Source organism: Oscillatoria sp. CS-180 (assembly GCF_028330965.1).
GTDB lineage: Bacteria > Cyanobacteriota > Cyanobacteriia > Phormidesmidales > Phormidesmidaceae > Halomicronema.
Genome location: NZ_JAQMUB010000067.1, coordinates 119,326 through 136,312 on the forward strand (window position 1 = coordinate 119,326; position 16,987 = coordinate 136,312).

Annotated in this window: 11 protein-coding genes; 6 read left to right on the forward strand and 5 right to left on the reverse strand. The window is 52.1% G+C overall.

All coding sequences use genetic code 11. The features are described 5' to 3' along the window. Positions 1–46 precede the first annotated feature (46 nt). Both PN498_RS16125 and PN498_RS16130 read right to left on the reverse strand, forming a co-directional pair. Positions 47–2,659, reverse strand: a complete 2,613-nt coding sequence (locus PN498_RS16125; RefSeq protein WP_272063934.1) for a CHAT domain-containing protein — start codon at positions 2,657–2,659, stop codon at positions 47–49. Continuing rightward, positions 2,643–6,263 (reverse strand): two-partner secretion domain-containing protein, encoded by a 3,621-nt coding sequence (locus tag PN498_RS16130; RefSeq protein ID WP_272063936.1) that lies wholly within the window; start codon positions 6,261–6,263, stop codon positions 2,643–2,645. Before PN498_RS16130 ends, PN498_RS16125 begins: the two co-directional genes overlap by 17 nt. Positions 6,264–6,592: 329 nt before the next feature. On the opposite strand from PN498_RS16130, the gene PN498_RS16135 reads away from it, so the two are divergent. The 4 genes from PN498_RS16135 (at position 6,593) to PN498_RS16150 (ending at position 10,546) form a co-directional block, all read left to right on the forward strand. After that, positions 6,593–6,859: a hypothetical protein gene (locus PN498_RS16135; protein ID WP_272063937.1), complete on the forward strand. Its 267-nt coding sequence runs from the start codon at positions 6,593–6,595 to the stop codon at positions 6,857–6,859. 209 nt (positions 6,860–7,068) lie between these two features. Continuing rightward, positions 7,069–8,358, forward strand: coding sequence for a fibro-slime domain-containing protein (locus PN498_RS16140; RefSeq protein WP_272063938.1), 1,290 nt, complete (start codon positions 7,069–7,071; stop codon positions 8,356–8,358). A 15-nt stretch (positions 8,359–8,373) separates the two neighbouring features. Next, positions 8,374–9,378 carry a tetratricopeptide repeat protein gene (locus PN498_RS16145; RefSeq protein WP_272063940.1) on the forward strand — a complete coding sequence of 335 codons (1,005 nt, stop codon included), beginning with the start codon at positions 8,374–8,376 and terminating at the stop codon, positions 9,376–9,378. Between the two features lie 91 nt (positions 9,379–9,469). Continuing rightward, complete coding sequence (locus tag PN498_RS16150) at positions 9,470–10,546, forward strand: YncE family protein (RefSeq protein ID WP_272063942.1); 1,077 nt, start codon at positions 9,470–9,472, stop codon at positions 10,544–10,546. A 2-nt stretch (positions 10,547–10,548) separates the two neighbouring features. On the opposite strand, the gene PN498_RS16155 is transcribed toward PN498_RS16150, so the two are convergent. Beyond that, the gene (locus tag PN498_RS16155; RefSeq protein ID WP_272063944.1) at positions 10,549–10,764 is read right to left on the reverse strand and encodes a hypothetical protein; all 216 of its coding nucleotides are present in this window, start codon (positions 10,762–10,764) and stop codon (positions 10,549–10,551) included. Positions 10,765–10,898: 134 nt separating this feature from the next. Between PN498_RS16155 and PN498_RS16160 the strand changes: the two genes are divergently transcribed. Next, the gene (locus PN498_RS16160) at positions 10,899–11,216 is read left to right on the forward strand and encodes a thioredoxin family protein (RefSeq protein WP_272063946.1); all 318 of its coding nucleotides are present in this window, start codon (positions 10,899–10,901) and stop codon (positions 11,214–11,216) included. Between the two features lie 260 nt (positions 11,217–11,476). Here PN498_RS16160 and PN498_RS16165 read toward each other — a convergent pair whose 3' ends face one another. After that, positions 11,477–13,174 carry a ShlB/FhaC/HecB family hemolysin secretion/activation protein gene (locus PN498_RS16165; RefSeq protein WP_272063948.1) on the reverse strand — a complete coding sequence of 566 codons (1,698 nt, stop codon included), beginning with the start codon at positions 13,172–13,174 and terminating at the stop codon, positions 11,477–11,479. A gap of 190 nt (positions 13,175–13,364) precedes the next feature. On the opposite strand from PN498_RS16165, the gene PN498_RS16170 reads away from it, so the two are divergent. Beyond that, the gene (locus PN498_RS16170; RefSeq protein WP_272063950.1) at positions 13,365–13,538 is read left to right on the forward strand and encodes a hypothetical protein; all 174 of its coding nucleotides are present in this window, start codon (positions 13,365–13,367) and stop codon (positions 13,536–13,538) included. Between the two features lie 111 nt (positions 13,539–13,649). On the opposite strand, the gene PN498_RS16175 is transcribed toward PN498_RS16170, so the two are convergent. Next, complete coding sequence (locus PN498_RS16175) at positions 13,650–16,916, reverse strand: S41 family peptidase (protein ID WP_272063951.1); 3,267 nt, start codon at positions 16,914–16,916, stop codon at positions 13,650–13,652. Positions 16,917–16,987: the final 71 nt, after the last annotated feature.

Consider the following 16,987-nt stretch of genomic DNA (forward strand, 5'->3'; position numbering starts at 1 on the left):
GGCAAAGAGCCGCTTCAAACTCAGCGATCGCCCCTAAACCAGTCATCTACAACCAATTACCAATCAGGACAAAGGGAGCCCAGTAGTAAGGATGGGCGTATTTTGATCGCTGGAATACCGAAAGTTGGGCCCGTCTCAATGCATCAGCCCGGGTGACATCGTTCTGGGTGAGTTGTCGATAGAATTCTGTCATCAGTTCGGCGGTGGATTGGTCTTGCACAGACCAGAGGGAGGCCACTGTGCTTCTCGCACCGGAGCGAATTGCCACGCCAGCCATTCCTAACGCGGCTCGTTCGTCTCCTTTCGCTGTCTGACAGGCGCTTAAGACGAGGAGTTCTAACGGTGTCTGAAGTTCTCGCTGTTGCAGCAGTCCCTCTAGTTCCCGCAGTTGCAGGCGATCGCTCCACGTCAGGATAAAGGTCTCGTCAGCTTTGGAACTGAATTGTCCGTGGGTTGCTAAGTGAACGATAGAAACCGGATTTTCCACGACCGTTTCAGCCATCTTAGTATCCGTAAAGTCCTGATTCAGCAAGACCCGAGTTGAGAGTTGAGATTGAATTTGGGCAATTTCAGTATCCACAGCGGGCAGCGCATTGAACCCTTGGCGAGGAACTGTAATGCCTGCGGCGAGGGCCGAGAGTGCCTGATTGCTGGATTGGAGTGATTCAAAAAGCTGGAGTCCAGGCGTCAGCGCAAGGCCATAGCGTTCTACTAAGAACTGGTTGCCGTCGTGCAAGACAGCCATTGGCACACTGCGCAGGTAGCCATCCAAAACAAACACCAAACGCTGAATCCCTTGCTGCTCCAGGGATGTTTCTGCTGGACGAAGCAGCCAGTCGTAGAACTGTTGGGCCGGGGGCAAGACTTCTGATGCCAAAAAAGCGGGGTTGAGGGCTTGCCGCAGGGCGAGGAAGGTTTCGAGTCCCGTTTCTTGTGGCAGTGGGTTGCCGTAATGTTGCAGCGGCTGACCGGGCAAAGACAGGATGACCTCTAGGCGATCGCCGAGCAAGATCGGATAGAACACCGCAGCTTGCGGGTCGATTTCGTCAATGGGTTGTTGAACATATGTCAGGCAGGCTTCGCGAAAAAAGTTTTCGAGTTCCGCCAGTTGTAGAGACTCGATGACCTCTCGCGATCGCGCTAGTCGCTGCTGTTGCTGATCGGACGGTAGCGTATCCACAGTCTGAAGCAGGAGCTGAACCAGTTGCCGATAGACCGGTTCGACCTGTTGTCGAAAGGAGAACTGAGCCTCAGAATTTAGCGCCACTAAGTCTTGGTCGAGGGATTCTAGTAGCGTCACGGCTTGATTGTAAGCAGCAATGGCTCCATCGGCATTGCCTGACGCTTTGAGAATCCGCCCCCGCTGCCACTGGTTACTCGCGGCAATCTCATCGGCTCTCGTTTGCTGGGCTAGTTGAATCGCCTGATCAGTCAACGCTAGTGCCTCTGACCATTGGTGGGCCTGTTCATATAGTTCGCCGAGCTGTCCTAGGGCATAAGCTTCGGCTGTCACATCCTCGATGGTGCGAGCCTGTTGAAGGGCACGCGTGAGGAGGGGTAGGGGTTGAGGCAGGGAGGAAGAGCGTTGAGATGCTAGGGTCGTGGCGAGATTGATATGGGCGTAGATGCCCCAGCGACTAGGGGCCAGCGTATCGAGCCGCGATCGCACAGTGGGTAATTGGACCTCAACTGCATCCCACTGTTCGGTGTTTGCGAGCAGTCGCAGTTCATTCAACGCAATTTCGAGCCAGAGGCGAGAATCGGAAGAGAGATCCGTCTGGGCCTGTTGGTACCAAGCTAGCGCCGCTTCAGGATGCTCCGCTGCCAAAGCCGTATTGCCGAGCTGAAACAAAGTTTGAGCTGTGGCTTCAGGGGAGTTGAATGACTGGGCAATGGTCAAACTCTCGGTGAGAACCGCTTCGGAGGCCGCCGATTCTCCCACTGTTCTCAGGGTGATGCCGATGGTTTGTAGTCCCTGAGCTTTGAGTAGAGAATTGGGCTGAGCTTCGATGTCTTGACGTAGGTCCACGATCAAACGGCGGGCTCGGGGATAGTAGCCAAGCGATCGCAGGGCCTGTATCTGATTAATCCGACTGAGAACGATGCCCGCTATGTCGTCTACAGCCCGATAGTTCTCTTCCGCTTGCTGCCAAATCGCCAAGGCATTTTGCGGCTGACCCTGATGAAATTGCAGGCTACCCTGAATATTGAGCACTTGAGCTGTCAACAGGGGATTTTGGACAGTGCCAAGTAGACTCAGGGCAGAGCCAAGGGACTCTTCAGCCGCCGAAACTTGACCCAACGCTTGGTAAGCCAGTGCTAAGTAGCTATTGACCGTAATGCGATCAGTCTCAGAGCGGGCTAGTGGTAGTGCTTCTTGCCAGAGGGACACCGCCGCCACAAACTGCTCCGCCTGATATCGCTGTTGTCCTTGTTCCAGCAGCAGTTGCACCTGATTAGACTGAGCCTGATTGGACTGGGCCTGATCGAGTTGTGCGGTTGCTTGCGTAACTTCAATGCTGACGGTTAACGCTTCTGGTTCAGCCAGGCGAGAGGATTGGGCAAACGTTGTTGCGGTGCTAGCCAAGACAAAACTCCAGGCCAGCAGCATTAAGAGTCCGTAGCGCAGCGATCGCCCCATGTTATTCCGCCCAAGCACTGAGGTTATCGCAGTCTACCGTCGAGATAGCTGACTGGTTAGCCTCGGCTGTCAGCCAAAGGTTTCCGTCCTCATCTGTTTGCCACCCTTGGGCTTCCACAATGACGAGTGTTTCGGGCATGGTCTCAGTCGCGGCACCGGCAGCAGGGAGTGGGTTAGAGGTGACCGAGGATGGCTCTGAAGTGGATCGTCGCCAGTCTTGCACAATCACTTGACCTGATAGTGTCTGACGGGGATCGGTCGGTAAACCGCCGCGCCCAGTAACGACAAAAGTGCTGTCATCGTTCGCCGGTGCTGCACAGCGAGCCATAATAAGGGCTTCAGTCGGGGTTAGGGTCGGTAACTCTAGGTCCGCAATTTGCAAATCTGGATTAAACAACTCAATCGTGACCTCGCCATCGAGTCCAAAGCGGGAACTGGCGGTGATATCGCTTAGGGGCGTTAGGCGATCGCGAAACTCAATGCCAAACAGTCCTTCAGTTGCAATAGAAACGTTGCCGCCCCGACCTTCAAAGGCATCGGCAGTGATGTCACTGTCTTCTTCAGGGATGGCGACAATAAACCCATCGCTGAATGTGATGTTGCCGCCATTTCCCCCAGCTCCTGCCAGTCCTGCTGTGGTAGAAATCAAGCTACCGTTCCGCAATAGCAGCAGGTCGTCAATTTGAAAGTTCAGGTTGCCGCCTTCGCCTGAAGCGCTGGTGGCGGTAACAAAGCCTCGGTCGAGGAGCAGCGATCGCGCCGCGATATCGACATTCCCAGCATCTCCTTCTCCCTCGCCGCTGACAGTGACAGTGGCTCCGTCCAGAATCCGAAAGTCTCCGGTCGCCACTGAGATATCTCCCCCGCTGCCGGTCGCCACTTGAAAAGACGACGCAAATAGGCCACTGGCGATACCCGTATCGCTGGGGTCGATCAAATCAATGGATTCCGATGCGATAACCGTCAAATTCCCAGCTTGCCCCAACCCAAAAGTTGTCGTGATGGCTTGTGATCCTCCGCTTGCCTGGAGCTGTCTGGTTTGTAATGTGATATTTCCAGAAGCGGCATTTCCAAAGGTGCCCGTCGCCAAAAAAGCGTTGTCCAGTTGCAGCGTGTTGCTCATAATATCAATGTCGCCCCCTGTTCCCTGATCAAACGTTGTGGTGCTGACTAGAGCACCGTTGCGAGCCACCATTTGGGGAGTCGTAATTTGGATAGAACCTGCCGCTCCGTCGTTCGTTGAAATCGTCAAAATTCCTTGAAAAGAATCTTCAATCGTGAGCGCGTCACCAAAATCAGGAGCCACCACTTGCTGAATCGCTCTGTTGGATCCATCGCCAACCAGTTCCACTGAATCACGCGCTTGGATCTGAATGTCGCCGCCCCGTTGACCCGTCGTACTGGAGGCGTTAATCTGTCCCTGGTCAAGCTGTAGCGTATTGACGTCGAGGCGAATGTCGGCCCCTGCGCCGCTGCCTGACGTCGTCGTCAAAATTCGGCCCCCATCCTGAACGACCAATTGATCTGTGGTGATGTCGAGAGTAGCAGCATTCCCTTCTCCATAGGAGTTGGCCGCGATCGCGCTGGCAAAACTCCCATCAGCATTTGTCCCCAAAATGGTCACTTGGTCACTGGCGTCAACCGTCAGCCGCCCCGCATCGCCACGACCAAAGGTAGCCGTAGAGATAGCACTGCCCTCAAACACATTCAACTGTTGAACCGTCAGAGAAAGATTTCCTGCTTGCCCAGCCCCTAAAGAGGATGTTGCAATTGCAGCACCGTCGGTTAAGGTCAGGTGATTGGCGCGAATATCTAGATTCCCTGCGCTTTCTCCAAATGCGCTTGTACCTGTCCCAATTGAGGCCAATCCTCGTAGGGTAATAGCGTCGGCCTCCACCCTCAACTCACCTCCGCTACCGAAAAAGGCTGAGGTCGCAACCCCGCCGCCATCTTCCAGAATGAGTTGTCCCGTTTGCAAAGTCAGATCACCTGAGTTCCCGCCACCAAAGGCAATGGTGTAAATCGGGGAACCGAGGAAAAGTCCCTGACTCACATCAATCAGGATCTGAATTTCTTCCAACGTTGGGGTGAACGGCCCTGGAAATGGCCCAGTGAGACGAATGGAATCGGTCACTGTCACTTGTAAATCGCCCGTATTTCCAGTGCTCTCAAGGTCAGCAACGGTGGCTAGCCCAAAGCCCCCTAAAAAAGGAAACGTAAAATCTGGGTCACGACGCATCTCTAACCGTTGGGCATTGAGGGTGAGATCACCACTGTCCGCTGTGCCATAGTCGGCATTGGCGAAAAGCCCGCTGTCTTGCAGAATGATGTCTTCTACCGCCTCTACGACAACACTGCCGCCCACGCCATTCTGTTCAAAACCCAGCAGCAGCTGTGACTCATCACGGGTGAGATTGGAAACAACGCTTTGGTCAAGCTCAATTCTTCGGGCATTCAGACGAATATCGCCACCTATTCCGTCACCGCTAGTGCGACCGCGAACATGAAAGCTATCGGCTGACAGAGTTCCCCCGCTGGATAGGCTAATAGCTCCCGATACCGATCCTTGGGATCGCAAATTACCTCTACTAAAGAGAGGTTCGGGCGATCGCAATGCTAAATCTTCTCCAGCCTGAAGCGTAATATCGCCCGCTGGACCGACGGCATCCGCAGTGAGGTCGCCGTCAATCGCAATTTGCCCCGGAGCTACCAGAGTCATGTTGCCAGCTTGCTCGTTCCCGTCAGTTTGGAGATTGCCATTCACGGTCATGCTCCGATTCTGGCTGGTGACATCAATGTCGCCTCCAATTCCCCGTAACCCACGACTATCTACAGAGCCTAGGGTGGTCTCTCCAAGAGCTGACACGGTAACGGCTCCCCCATTGCCGTCAGAACTCGCAGTCCTGAGAGTTCCAGGTGTATTCACTACATCACCGGTTAACGCTATTTGCCCACCTGGTGCGGTCAGTATCCCCGTGTTGTTCAGCGTGCCGCCTTGCAGAATGAGGGACTGCTGATCGCCCACAGTAAGTGCAGCCCGATTGTCGATAGTGCGATCGCGGCTATTGGCACCAAACTGAATGCCTGGCACAACGCTGAGGGTTAGCAACGGCGGCGCCTCGGGCTGAACAGCGCTGAAAAGATAGTCTTCGACCCAAACGGAATCGGCTGTGGTGGCGGCAAACGAACCGACAAGGTCCAACTCAGCTGTTTCCCCAAACAAGATGCCATTAGGATTGATAAGCGTTAGGTTTGCTGCTCCCTCAACGCCTAAAGTGCCAAAGATGCCAGACGCTTGATCGCCCGTCACTCGCATCAGGATATCCGTGATGCTGTCAGGATTGGCAAAGTAAACCTGCTGTCCTGCTGCCACATTAAAGTCTGAAAAGCTGTGAAATAGGACTGTTCCCCGAGCTGCTCCCCCTTCTAGTCGTAGTCGTTCCGGTGCTTCAATGATGGTTGACTGCTCTGGTCCAAGAGTCGTATCGGGCTGAACTTGAGCGATCGCTGTACTCGACCAGCTTTGAAAGGTAACAGCACTGAGTCCACCTAGGGCGATCGCTCGAACCCATCTGGATTGGGAACGGTTGCAGCGACAAGACAGACTCACGAAACTAACCATATCTTTAGTCTCTAAAGGAATTGACTAGACTTTGCTAATTGTAGGCAAGGTTTAGCAGCAGAGAATAGCGATCTTTCTAGGGTTCATTTTTACCTACAAATACAGCACGGAATCACTTTAAAAAGCAATAAAAAGTGAGATAAAGGTGCATTCTTCATCAGACTTAACATACAAAAAGCATAAAAAGTAAGAAAGGTAAGCTCATCGCAAAAGCCTGAGTATAGATGGTTGTGTATCAAGTTTGATCTTGATAGTTTGATGTAGGCTTTCAACTGCCAGAAAGCGCTGCAATCTACTCTGTTTTGAAATTGGTTAAGAGGTTCTCTCCCATGGCTGAAAATAACGGCAACATTGTTTCGCTGAACAATCTAGATGCATTGAGTTTTGACAGTTTTGGCCGCGATCCAAACCGCGATATTGTGTGCGTTGCTCCTGTTCGTACGATGGTGCGGCGTGAAGAGGAGATTGTTCTGATTCGCAGAGTTCGTAAGGTTGAAGAGGTGGATGCTAGTCCCACTTGTCCTGTTGGCGCGACTCAGATGACTCAAGTTCAACAGGAGGAAGGTATTGCTTTTCAGGCGCAAACTTCTAACTGAGAAGACGCTGTTACTTCTGACAGGTTGACGACTGTTCTGCCAGTCTCTGTTCGCCCTTTTGATGCTGAAGAGACTGGCAGTTCAAAAAATAATCAACCAAACGTTTTAGAAAACTCCAAGGCTGGTTTTTCTTGGCATCTTTTAGCAGCTATTTTGCTACTGCTTTTGGCAGTGTTTTTGTTGGTGTTGTCTAGAGTATTTCTGAGATTATGACGCAGCAGCCTGAGAAAATCACGCTCACTTCAATTATCCGCGATTTTCGAGCTGACCATCCCGACTTTGAGAACGATCAGCAAACCTTGTGGAATCGACATCAGGATTTGGCGCTTCCGGAGAAGGGAATTGTGCAGGCTCGGTTGGGAAGCGACAAAAAACCGGTTTATCGCGGGGATTCTGAACAGGGAACTCAGACTACTTCGGGGAAGGAGGCGTTTGACCAGTGGTATCGCGATCGCCCTGGCCTTAACCGAACGTTTCGGATGCCCCTGGAACTGGTCCTAGACTATACCGCTGAAGGTCAGCCCCAGTACAAGTTTGAAAGCGATCGCTTCTTTCCTTTAGATGACCAGTCGGCAAGCTTTGGCACACTTCATGACGAGATTTATTGCAACGGTGAGCTAGCGAGCGTCGTAGCCAAGAATATCCGAGATTCAGAGCAGCGTTTGGGCTATATCGAAAAGGGGCCAGGAGAGTATCTCACTGAAGCGGATATTAAGGGTCGCTTTGATAGTGACGAGGCCAGGACTCACAATTACCATTTCACTCAAGAAGTCACGACGACGTTTGTTTATCAGGGTCGTGAGTTTTTTGAATTTCAGGGTGACGATGATTTGTGGGTCTTTATCGATGGCAAATTGGTGATTGACTTGGGTGGCCTCCATGCACCGGCCAAAGCCCGGATTGATCTAAGTCTGCAAAATCCTAACAACCGGGCGATCGACAAGAATTCTGTTTTATATCTCAATCTACGAGATGACTTGGATATCAGCTCTGGAGACGCTTATAACGATTTACGGCTGGAGGTCGGACAGGAGTACGAACTGCACCTATTTCACGCTGAACGTCATACCTTCGACTCGAATTGCAATATCTATACGTCGATGCGATTAAAGCCGACCGTGAAACCGCCAACTCGCATGATTTCGGTATCGGATAAGGCTGAGGATTCGGTGTCATCTGTTCCAGAGGCGATCGCGCCTCCTCAAGCGCCTCCTTATACAGAGCCTTCTCCGGAGATCCCTCAAGGTCAGCCCAAAGGAGCACCTGACCGCGTTCCTGCTGTTGTCGGAGGGTTGTCAGTGGACGATCCAAGAATTTGGGATATTGGGGAACGCATTGTGTGTGTGGCTCCTGTGCGTACGATTGTGCGTCGGGAGGAGGAAATTACAATTGTGCGTCGAGTTCGCAAGGTAGAAGAGGTGGATGCTAGCCCGACTTGTCCAATGGGAACGACGCCGATTAATACGGCTCAGATGACGGATGTTCAGCAGGATGCCTGAGCTTAGGTGAGCGTGATGGTTGACTGGATGCTGCTGGAAGGACTGCCGGAGATTACAGGCGTCTGGATGGTTTTGGTAATTTTGGGTGCTGGAACGTTGGGGTTGATTGGGGTTGGTTGGTGGTTGGGGCGGGGGAAGGATCCGCAGTTGGCGCAGATGGGTTTGTCTATGAGGGATGGGTGTGAGGAAGGGGGGGTAGGGGAGGATCGATCGCTGGAGGGGATATCGGTGGGAGATGAGTCTGCTGTGGAGGGGTCTGCGGATGATAATGCGTATGTGATGGGGAATGGTTGTTTTGCTCGGGGGGAGTATCAGGCGGCTCTGGAGCACTATACGCGGGCGATCGCGGCGAATGATGCTTGGGCGTATGTGTACAACAATCGGGGGAATGCTTACTATGCTCTGGGTGGGTATGCTGAGGCGATCGCGGATTATTCTCGGGCGGTGAGTTTGCACCCGGACTATGCGCGGGCTTATTACAATCGCGGCAATGCTTGTTATGCCGGGGGAGATGTTGAGGGGGCAATCGCGTCGTTCACGCAGGCAATTGAGCAGAATCCGCAGTATTTGGAAGCCTATAACAATCGGGGTAACTGTTACGTTGCAGTGAAGGCGTATCAGGAGGCGATCGATGATTTTGACCAGGCTTTGGTGTTGAATCCGAAGTTCACTGAGGCTTACAACAATATCGGTCACCTGTTCTATCAGATGAAGCGCTATGACGAGGCGCTGGAGAATTATGGGCAGTCTCTGGCGATTGATCCGAATCAGCCAATGGCGGTCAATCATTGCGGTAATGCTTATTTAGCACTGGAAAAGGTTTCTCAGGCGCTGGAAAGCTATAGTCGTGCGATCGCCCTCAGTCCCAGCTATGCAGAGGCTTACCACAATCGAGGTATCGCGAATAACAGTGCTGGACGTCGGGAGGCGGCCCAATCTGATTTTCGAAAGGCGCTTGAGTTAGCTCAACAGCAGGGCAATCGCATCTTGTTGCAACGGCTGCAGGCTGCGGGTGGATAGCAAAAAATAGTGGGATAGAAAAGCTATACAAAGCAAGTTTTTGGCATCTACATCATCACAATAGTCTTTGAGTAAATGCTTAGGAGAAACGATGAGTCAAACACTATCGGCAGGTACGGTCTATGTGCAGGATTTCAGGACGAGTGGAGCTAGTCGGCTGTATGTTCTGGAGTTGGCAACGGGGAGAACTCGCCTGATTGGCAGCATTGGGACGGAGATCTATGATCTCAGCTTTGTTGGTCAAACGCTGTATGGTCTCGACAAGAAGGATTTTGGTTTTCGTAAATCAATGAAGCTGATTGCGATTGACCCAACAACGGCAAAGGCGAAAACGGTAGGCGATACCGGATACGACGTTGTGGGGCTGGCCTGCAATCCGGTGAATCAGAAGCTTTATGCCACGGCTCACCGAGATAGCCAAATCGTTGAGCTTGACCTGGAGACGGGGAAGGGAACGGCGGTGGTGACGTTGAGCGATCGCGATCGTCTCTGCGGTGAGTTGGCTTTCGACTCTGAGGGATGTGCCTACATTACGCTGCTGGATACTGATTTGAAGAAGTATCTGGCAACCTGCGATCTCACAACGGGAGAGGTCAGGCTGATTGGTGATATTGGTTTTCCGGGCTTGGCCAGTATGGAGTTTATCAACAATACTCTCTATGGTGTTGCAGGCAATTATCAAGGCGTGGGTGGCAGCAACGGTCAGGTGATTCGTATTGATACGGCAACTGGAAAAGGAACGTTAGTCACTACTACGGATCCGTTTGGCTGCTGGGCTGGATTGGCTGTTTACAGTCCAGTGTCAAAAACGCTGGAACCCGTTACGCCGTCAAGAACGCCGGAACCCGCTGTTCAAAACGTGACTTTGGGGGGCGATCGCCCCGCTTCGCCTCAGGTCTCGGTTCCTCCTTCTCCCACAAAGCCCCAGCCTACTAATTCCCCTGTGCCGGTCTTTGTTACGGCGGCTGTATCGGGCGATCACAGTTTGTTAGATCAGCTGTCTTTCAGCCAGTTTGAACGCAATCCGGCAACCGATATTGTTTGTGTCGCGCCTGTGCGTACCCTAGTGCGCCGAGAGGAGGAAATCGTGCTCATTCGTCGCGTTCGCAAGGTGGAAGAGGTAGAGGCTAGCCCAACTTGTCCTACAGGGACAACGCCGCAAACTTGATATCACACCACGACTTCAACGGTGGGCACTGAAACGGCTTCAATCAGCATGTGGCAGTGGTCAATTTTGCGAATAATCGCCGGGAGTCCTAGTGAACGAACCTGGATAATTTCTCCCTCATGAGGCGGCATTGGAAAAAACATGACCGTTGAGGAAAAAATAGCGTCGGCGAGTTCGTCATAAAGATTGATTTTGTAACAGTAGAAAACAATGACCATTGGGAAATCTCGTCAGGCTGAACGAATTAAATCGCACTTTTCCTAAAACGGAATACCCAATCTTTCTCGAAATTCCGGTTGTGTTTCCTGTTCTTGTCTTTTAGTTCTCGTTTTTTAATTCTCGGCTGCTGCTTATGGCTATTAGGCAACAATTTTCCAGCTTTGAAGACCTCATTGCAGATAGAAATAAACCTACCCTGGTAAGCTTCTATGCGGATTGGTGCGGCTATTGTCAGCAGTTTGCCCCCATCTTGGGACAAGTAAAAAGTCAGATGGGCGATCGCATTAAAATTGTCAGAATCAGTTCAGAAAAATATCCTCAGCTAGCTTCCCGCTACGAAATCAAATCTCTTCCAACCAGCCTGATCTTTGTTGAAGGAGAACTCACTAGTCGCATCAAAGGTGTGATGGAAGCGCCTAAACTGATCAAATATCTGCAAAAGTTTTTATAGGTTCAGTTTTAGCTATCCCGACTTATACACTCAATAGCCTCCGGGTCTCAGCGCGTAGTCAAATGGCTTGCTGTCTTGTCTCAACGGAATTGGTGACGGCTATATTAAGCGAAATATTTTAGCGCAATTCCTGCTAAGGAATGAGTGAATTTTAAGTTCTCAATTTTGAATTTTGAATGGTTGATCTACCGGTGAATCCAAAGCTCAAAGTGGATACTTCAATAAATTCCCGTTCCTAAACGATCTGAGCTTTTGCAGGTCTAAAAACTACCGGTAATTGAAAAAATCAGACCGTTTTCTTGCCAAGAATTTCCTTCGGGAGCAGAATCAGTGAGCGGGATGCCCCAGTCTAGTCGCGCAGTGCCCCAATCATCGATTTGCCAAATTAGGCCAGCCCCAACAGCAAAGAGTTCTTGAGTGTTGCTGCCGGTGTCACTATCCCATAAGTAGGCATAGTCAACGAAGGGGGCAACAGACATGAGACTGTCCCACTCGGGAATGGTGATGACGGGGAGTCTTGTCTCTAAAGAGGCAAAGATGCCGTTGTCTCCTCGAAATTGATCCTGCTGATATCCCCGTACGCTGCCGATACCCCCAGCGCGGAATTGTTCTGTGGGCAAAAGTGCTCGATCAGCCCACTGTCCTGAGATTCGCCCAACTAGCAGTGTATTTGTTGCTAGCTGCTGCACCCATTGCCCTTGAATTTGCCAAGACAAGAATTCGCTGTCGGGTATATTCGCTGCATTCACAGTACTGCCAAACCAAGGCGTACCTAAGCTGAATTGCGATCGCACGCCTAGAAACCGGTCATCGCTTCGCTGGTTCCACTCCTGTAAAAATCGTAGAGTCGTCACCCGAATTTCCCCATCCGGTGCCCCCACAATGGGAAACCCAAAGCGCTCAAATCCTTCTGGCTGAGCAGTTGTCCGCGAGATCTCGTAGCCTAAGCTAATGCCTAACGCGAGTTCCTGAAGCGGCGTTTGTAAAATGGGTTGGCGAATGCCAACTGCCAATTGGTGCGATCGCGTCTCCAGATTCAGAAAGCTAAAGGCTGAATCATCCACTCGACGACTATGGCTGTACTCATAGTCCAGGTTGATGCTGCCGCCTCGACTGTTGACAGGAAAGCGGTAGCTGAAATTGAGGGTATTGCTACCCTCAGTATTGCTGTAGGAGGTGCTAGCTATGTCTCCGCGACCCGTCAGATTTAGCTCTGTCAATCGACCTCCTCGACGAAAACTGCCCACGCTCGCTGACTGTCCGTTATCAAAAAATAGGTCTGCGCTCAGAGTATCGGCTTCCGTCAGCTCCACAAACAGTGAGCTTTGTCCAGGCTTGATATCGTCTTGCAGGTCCGCTGAAATGGTCTCAATGCGGGGGTCGAGCTGTAATAACTGCAAGGCTTCCAGTAAACGATTCAGGTTGAGTGGCGCACCGGTTGCCTGTTCTATGCGACGCACAACATACTCTTCTCTCAGCCTGGTTAAGCCCTGAATTTCAATTGCAGCTACCGCTCCTTCTATAACAGCGATCGTGACTTCTCCATCATTCACAATTTGCTCAGCAGGAATAAAAGCTCCCGATGTGGCATACCCGGCGTCTAGATAAAGCTGAGTAACAACACTCCGCGCGTCCAAAAGTTCAGAAAAGGTAATGGGACGCTGGGTGTAAGACCGGAGTGCATCCTCTAGCTCTGCATCGCTAAAAATGGTGCTGCCTAGAACTTCAAAGCGTTCCACCACAATAGTCTCAGGACTCTCTATGGGCAGTGTTTCAGGCACCCTAGGTTCTGTAGGGGCTGCTGGCAGTAAGTCATCAAGCGGCGGTAATTCTGGCAGCTCTAGCGATGGGGTAGGCGGCGGCACGGGCAGTACAGGTTCAATAGGAGGAGGTCTGCTGTCTGAAATGCTTTGGACTAGCTGTGTTGTGCTTGCAGATAGTGGGTTCGAATGAGCCAAGACGACAGAGTATTCGCACGTAACTCCACTCAAAACAAGTATTTCGGTCAACACCGAAGTTATCTCCGCTACTTTCTCGCTGGTTTTACTGCTATGCCTTGCGTAGAAGGTGGGCAATGCTACCTTAGCTCAAACCCAACGGTTAACTAGAACTCGCGCAGAATATCTATAGATCGGTGGACCTCAGATCTTGCAGTTGTCCCGACGTTGCCTGACTTGGCCCCCCTGCCCCCCAAATTTGGGTTCTGAGGTCGAAGTCCCCCAGAATTGGGGGATTTGGGGGCAAATGCAGGATGCCGATGTACTCGATCCCCAGTCGCAAACTCCAGCCTACGAGCGAGTGCCTGTGTTGGTCTATAGTTGACGGAATTGAAGCGCTATTTAGGGGATCTCTAGGACAAAATTGACTGCTGCTAGGGCGTCACCAACACAGCGTAATACACCACAGCCGGTTTTTTTATTGTCGGAAATCTCCTTAAGTGGGTAGGTGGAGTTGGGGGCGATCGCTAAAGTCGGGCCGCTCCACTGGACTTTTCTCTAATTCTTGCAGAACGAGTTGAATGGCTTTGTCCAGTTGTGGATCGTTGCCAGCGGCCCAATCGTGGGGAGGAATATCGATGTCGATATCAGGATCGGTGCCGTAGTTTTCCACCTGCCAGCCAACATCTTTGAACCAGAAGGAGAATTCCGGTTGAGTGACGATGCTGAGATCAACGAGTCGCTGTCGGGGTGAAATGCCGATGACGCCGCCCCAGGTGCGAGTGCCAATCAAGGTGCCAATCCCCATCAGCTTAAAGCAGTGGCTAAAGATATCGCCGTCGGATCCGGCGTGTTCATTGGTGACCGCGACTACGGGACCAGCAGGTGAATGAAACGGATAGGGTTCTGGCTGTTCCCACCGAGGGACGTCGTAGCCGATTCGCTGTCGCGCCAGTTTTTCTAAAATGAGCTGAGACACATGTCCGCCACGATTGAAGCGCACATCCACCACTAATCCCGGTTTGTCGACCTCTGCTAAATAGTAGCGGTGAAACTCGGCATAGCCCGCTGGACCCATGTCCGGGATATGAACATAGCCTACGCGCCCCTCCGTTGCTTGGGTCACGACCTCATGGTTGCGCTCTACCCACTCTCGATAGCGGAGCAAGCTTTCGTCTTTAAGTGTATGCACTGTCAGGGTGCGGTGATGGTGTTCAGCGCTGTCCGCGACCGTGATCTGAACCGGACAGTCCGCTTGGTGCACTAACAATTCAGGGGGAGCAAGCTGCTGACTCAGGCGCTGACCTGCGATCGCCACCAAATAGTCGCCCGCTTTTACATTCAAGCCAATTTGCTGTAGCGGCGCTGCGTGCTTTGTCCACGTATCACCTTGAGCAATGTGGGTGATACGGTAAGCATCCATCGCCTCATCGTAGGTGTAATCAGCACCCAAAAAGCCCAAGTGATATTGAGGCTGCTCTCGATAATCGCCCCCCATTTCGTAAGCGTGAGACGTGCCAAGTTCACCCTGCATTTCCCAAATCAAATCGGAAAACTCAGCCCGGGTAGAGACGCGATCCAGCAGCGGACGATAGCGATCATAAACTCTGTCCCAGTCCACTCCAGAGAGATCGGCAGTCCAGAACTGTTCTTGCTGCAGCCGCCAGATTTCGCGGAACATCTGCTGCCATTCCTGATGGGGGATGACAGTGATACGGACCCGTTTTAGATCGAGCCAGCCCGTCTTGCGGTTCGGTTTTTCAGCACCGTTTATGCCCTTGTTTTGGGTGCTCCCATTTTTGGCCTGAGCCTTGGCCGCACAAACGCGCAGGCGATCGCCTGATCGATAAATCAAGGTTTTGTGGTCGCGACCCATCTTGAAATGAGTGACATTTTTGGCGACAAGCTCACGGCTTTGCGTAGCGAAGTCATAGAGTTCAATCTTCGCGTCGGTAGACGGTTTAGTGCTGGTCCACTTACGGTCCAGACTGCCTTTAATAGGAGACGAGCTAAACAGGACCTGGTTTTTGAGTCCTGCAATCTGGTGATAGCGACCCTCTGGTACCGGAAAGCCAACCACACGTTGCTCAATGCCCTCCCAATCAATCCTGAGCGACGGTGGTGCAGCAAGGTCGGCGTCTGGCAAAACAGTGGCGGCGGCAGAAGGTGACGCAGTTTCCTCTTTAGCAGCGCCGTTGCCGTCGAGTGGTTGGGGAATAGGGACGAAAGGCGAGGGCGTCTCAGCCTGTAAAGAAATCAAGAAAGGACGGGTAGCTCGTGGAAAATTCAGATCAAAATAAACGGTATCGTAAACCGGGTTAAAGTCCCGCACGGATAGGAAATAAATGAACTTGCCGTCAGGGTCAAACGTCGGGTTAAAGTCACAGAAGCGAGGGGATGTCAGACGATAGGTTTGCCCATTGCTGACCTGACACAGCTTAATGGAAGTGGTCACTTGGGTTTCACTGAAGCCGTAGACCATCCACTGTCCGTCGGGCGACCAGTTGAAGCCTTGGATGCGGCCATATTGACTACGGTCGAGCACCCGCATGTTTTGGTTCGTGACATCAATCCAGATCAGCTCATGTCGATGGTTTGTCAGCACAACTTGGTCTGCGACAGGAGAGACCTTGAGGCTGGCAACTCGGCCAATGTCGAGCCCTAAGAGGACTGTAGGAGGTGTATCGACATCGGAGCTATGAATTTCTAATGTTTCGCTACCGCTGCGATCGCACACGGTGATAAAGCGAATGGCGTCAGCGAGCCAGCGGGTTAGACGGTAACGACCCACATCAGTTTGTCCGATGGGGATGACAGCGCCTTCCCAATTGCCGAAAGAAAGACTACGCCCACGACTGGTAATGAGCACAGAGTGACCCTCTGGGTGCAGCTCGTAATCTTCCAGATACTTGCCTGGATCAATGAATTTGCGCTGGCGCTGTACCTGAGGGCTGCGGAACTGAACCGAGATTTCCTGCACCTTAGCAGAGGCAACCTCTAGGGAAAACAAGCTGGCCCCTGCCTGATAGACAATCCGCTGTCCGTCAGTGGCGGCATGGCGGACATAAAACTCACGGTGGTCGGTGAGCCGCTGCACCTCCTCGCCCGTTGGAGTGCAGGTGTATAGATTGCCGATTCCATCGTGATCGGAGATGAAATAGATCCGCTCACCAATCCACATCGGCGCAGCCCTATTGCCAGGCAGATTCAGGAGTTTTGTGAAGTGTCGATCGCCAGTCGCATCGACCCAAAGCACCCCCACACGTCCACCCCGATAGCGTTTCCAGTAGGCCGGTTCAGCGATATTGCGGCCAAGGACACACCTACCGCCAGATCCAAAGGCGATCGCATTGGCCATACCGTAGGGCAACAGCTCTGGGAGACCACCCTCAGGACGAATATGGTGAAGCGTTGTGAGGCGAGGAAAGGGTTGACTTGCGTTACTGGAGAAAATGATGGCGCTGCTGTTGGTGTTCCAGCCTGCGATCGCAGTATTCGCTCCCAAAAAGGTGAGCCGCTTGGCAACGCCGCCTTCAGCGGGCATAACGTATACTTCGGCATCGCCCTCTTCACGACCGATAAAGGCCAATTGAGTGCCATCAGGGGAAAGGGCAGGATGGCTGACTGCTCCTAGGTTGGCCGTCAACCTTACCGCCGGACCACCCTGGACAGACACGCTCCACAAGTCATCTTCGCAGACAAAGACCACTTGATCTCGGTGAATGGTGGGAAACCGATAATAGCCGGACTGAGGAAGCGACATCGAGAAAGCACCTCAATAAATTGGCTAGGAGTGACTGTTCGAAGGCAACTCCTAGCTTGTATTGCAACGTA

Bases quoted from the DNA above. Each gene is read 5' to 3' on its own strand.
- PN498_RS16135 (WP_272063937.1), top strand. From the start codon at position 6,593: ATGGCTGAAAATAACGGCAACATTGTTTCGCTGAACAATCTAGATGCA.
- PN498_RS16155 (WP_272063944.1), bottom strand. From the start codon at position 10,764: ATGGTCATTGTTTTCTACTGTTACAAAATCAATCTTTATGACGAACTC.
- PN498_RS16140 (WP_272063938.1), top strand. From the start codon at position 7,069: ATGACGCAGCAGCCTGAGAAAATCACGCTCACTTCAATTATCCGCGAT.
- PN498_RS16175 (WP_272063951.1), bottom strand. From the start codon at position 16,916: ATGTCGCTTCCTCAGTCCGGCTATTATCGGTTTCCCACCATTCACCGA.
- PN498_RS16130 (WP_272063936.1), bottom strand. From the start codon at position 6,263: ATGGTTAGTTTCGTGAGTCTGTCTTGTCGCTGCAACCGTTCCCAATCC.
- PN498_RS16145 (WP_272063940.1), top strand. From the start codon at position 8,374: ATGGTTGACTGGATGCTGCTGGAAGGACTGCCGGAGATTACAGGCGTC.
- PN498_RS16150 (WP_272063942.1), top strand. From the start codon at position 9,470: ATGAGTCAAACACTATCGGCAGGTACGGTCTATGTGCAGGATTTCAGG.
- PN498_RS16160 (WP_272063946.1), top strand. From the start codon at position 10,899: ATGGCTATTAGGCAACAATTTTCCAGCTTTGAAGACCTCATTGCAGAT.